A 3,042-nucleotide genomic window follows, 5' to 3' on the forward strand; every position below is an offset into this window, starting at 1 on the left:
CGGCGATCATCTGCGCGTCTTTGTAGGCGCGCGGGTGCACCGTGAGGATCTCGTTCATGTCGTGGGGTGCGGCCTGGCGGGCCGGCGCCGGACGGCGCAGCGGCGTCACCGGCGCGCGCTTGGCGGCGACGGCGGCGGGCGCCGCGGGCGCGGCAACGGGGTGCTGGTCGTACTCGACCTCTTCGTCGGCGAGGCCGAGGTACACCATGGTCTTGCGCAGCGGATTGCTCATGAGTTTCGTCCTTACCGGTCGTGGCACTCGCCAGATTAAGGGCGGTCGGGTCGTTTTCCGGTGATTGCCGTGCCGATGCGCAGGTGTGTCGCGCCTTCGGCGATCGCCGCGGCGTAGTCGCCCGACATGCCGGCAGAGATCGCCGTCGCCGCCGGTGCGATCGTGCGCACGCGCTCAGAGAGGCCGCGGAGGCGCGCGAACGCCGTGCGCGCATCCTCATCGATCGGGGCGACGGCCATGACGCCGCGCAGCGAGAGGGCGGGATGCTCGAGCACGCGCTCGGCGAGCGGCAGCAGTTGCCCGGCCTCGACTCCTCCGCGACCCGGGTCGTCGGTCAGATTCACCTCGAGGAAGACCTCGAGCGGGCGCTCGGTCTTCGCGAGCGCCGTCACGAGCGACGCGCGGTCGACCGAGTGGATGACGCGGGCGTACTCGGCCACCGCGCGCGCCTTGTTCGACTGCAGCTGCCCGACGAAGTGCCACGTAAGCGGCAGATCGGCGAGCTCGGCGGCCTTCGGCGCGGCATCCTGATGCCGGTTCTCACCCACGTCGCGCACGCCCAGCTCGACGAGGTCGCGCACCAGCCCGGCGGGGTGGAACTTGGTGACGACGATGAGCGTGACCTCGTCGCGGGCCCGATCAGCGGCTCGGCACGCATCGGCGACACCCTCGTCGATGCGCGTGTAGCGCTCGCGGAGCTCGGCGCTGGCGGGCACGTCAGCGCAGGAAGTCGGGGATGTCGAGATCGTCGTCGTCGACCTCGAGAGGGTCGATCGGCGCCGTCGCGGCGAGCCCGCCGTCGTCGCCCCACACGCGGTCGCCGAGCACAGGTTCGGCCGTGGCCGTCGCGACGGCAGCGGGTGCCACCGCGCCGCTCTCGGCGGCCTGGTAGCTCGCCCGCCGGTCGCGATGCACGACCGTCGGCTCGCCGCCGTCGAAGCCCGCGGCGATCACGGTCACGCGCACCTCGTCGCCGAGCGTGTCGTCGATGACCGCGCCGAAGATGATGTTGGCCTCGGGGTGCACGGCCTCTTGCACGAGCTTGGCCGCATCGTTGATCTCGAAGATGCCGAGGTTCGAGCCGCCCTGGATCGACAGCAGCACGCCGTGCGCGCCGTCGATGCTGGCCTCGAGCAACGGGCTCGCGACGGCGAGCTCGGCGGCCTTGATGGCGCGATCGGCTCCGCGGGCCGAGCCGATGCCCATGAGCGCCGAGCCGGCGCCCTGCATGACGCTCTTGACGTCGGCGAAGTCGAGGTTGATGAGCCCCGGGGTCGTGATGAGGTCGGTGATGCCCTGCACGCCCGCGAGCAGCACCTGATCGGCCGTGGCGAAGGCCTCGAGCATCGAGATGCCGCGGTCGCTGATCTCGAGCAGGCGGTCGTTCGGCACGACGATGAGCGTGTCGACCTCGTTCTTGAGCTGGGCGACACCGAGGTCTGCCTGGGCCTGGCGCCGCTTGCCCTCGAAGCCGAAGGGCTTCGTGACGACACCGATGGTGAGCGCGCCGATCGACTTCGCGATGCGGGCCACGACGGGCGCCCCGCCCGTGCCCGTGCCGCCGCCTTCGCCCGCGGTCACGAAGACCATGTCGGCGCCCGCGAGGGCCTCTTCGATCTCTTCTGCGTGGTCCTCTGCGGCGCGCCGCCCGACCTCGGGGTCGGCGCCGGCGCCGAGCCCTCGCGTCAGCTCGCGACCGACGTCGAGCTTGACGTCGGCGTCGCTCATGAGCAGGGCTTGCGCGTCGGTGTTGATGGCGATGAACTCGACACCGCGCAGTCCCAGCTCGATCATGCGGTTGACGGCGTTCACGCCGCCGCCGCCGATGCCGACCACCTTGATCACGGCGAGGTAGTTCTGGTTCGAGGTCACGTCGATGCCTTCCGCTCAACCTTCACCCTCAGGTTGAGGGCTAAAGTTATGCTCAGTATGTACTGCTGAGCTCGACGGTAGGCCCGCGGGGACCGCGGGTGCCCGAGGCTCGCCGCGTGTCGCGAATGTGCGGGCTCGCGCCCCGGGCTCGCGCTAGAGCCGACGCACGACCAGGCTCTCGGGCGCCGAGACGTCGTACTCGCGCGGCGACGACTGATTGGTCGCCCCGAGCGCCGCCGCGAGCACGCGCGCCTTGAACTCCGAGCGCTCGGCGCTGCCCCACACGACGCGATGCCCGACCCCCGTCATCGAGAACACGACATCGTCGCGCGTCGAGGCGCGGATCACGTCGACCGTGGCCCGCAGCTCGCCGGGAAGTGCTGTCAGCACCGCGGCCACGCTGCGGAAGGCGAGCGATTGCGGGTCGGCGCTCTCGGCGGCGATGAGCGGGATGCCCTCCGGCCGTTCGGGCGACGACTCGACGACGACGCCCGCGGCGTCGACGAGATCGACGACCGCGCCGCGCTCGATCGCGGCGATCGGCGCCCGCTCCACGATGCGCACGACGAGCGTGTGGGGCGGGATCACCTCGGTGGAGTACGAGCGGATGAGGGGGAACACCGCGAGGTCGTCGCGGATGCCCTGCTCGTCGAGCAGCGCGAGCGGGGTGCCGAGGTGGCTGTCGAGGGCCTCGGCCACGACCTCGGCGTCGAGGCGCTCGACGCCCGCGACCTCGATCGTGTCGAGCGCCATGAGCGGCGACAGCGTGACGACAGCGACACCGCCGACGAGCGCGAGCAGCGTCACCGCCGCTCCCGCGACGGCCAGGCGGCGACGGCGCGAGCGGCGGGTGAAGCGGCGCACCTCGGCGCGCTCCTCGCGCCGGCGCTCGCGAGCGGAGCGCCGTTGCTCAACGGCGGGATCAGCGCCGCGCGGAG

The 3,042-nt window shown here is 71.8% G+C and carries 3 protein-coding genes and 1 pseudogene; all 4 read right to left on the reverse strand.

Annotation, left to right across the window (positions count from 1 at the left end):
* Positions 1-232: pseudogene (locus ACK4HH_RS13180) on the reverse strand (cell division protein SepF); the annotation flags it as partial.
* Positions 233-267: 35 nt separating this feature from the next.
* Entirely contained in the window at positions 268-948 is a 681-nt protein-coding gene (locus ACK4HH_RS13185; protein WP_409652817.1) for a YggS family pyridoxal phosphate-dependent enzyme, read from the reverse strand.
* A gap of 1 nt (position 949) precedes the next feature.
* Complete coding sequence (gene ftsZ, locus ACK4HH_RS13190) at positions 950-2,104, reverse strand: cell division protein FtsZ (RefSeq protein WP_409652819.1); 1,155 nt, start codon at positions 2,102-2,104, stop codon at positions 950-952.
* Positions 2,105-2,257: 153 nt separating this feature from the next.
* A partial coding sequence (locus tag ACK4HH_RS13195) for an FtsQ-type POTRA domain-containing protein (protein ID WP_409652822.1) occupies positions 2,258-3,042 on the reverse strand: 785 nt, incomplete at its 5' end.

Origin of the sequence: Microcella sp. (assembly GCF_046296455.1) — a bacterium.
Lineage (GTDB): Bacteria > Actinomycetota > Actinomycetes > Actinomycetales > Microbacteriaceae > Microcella.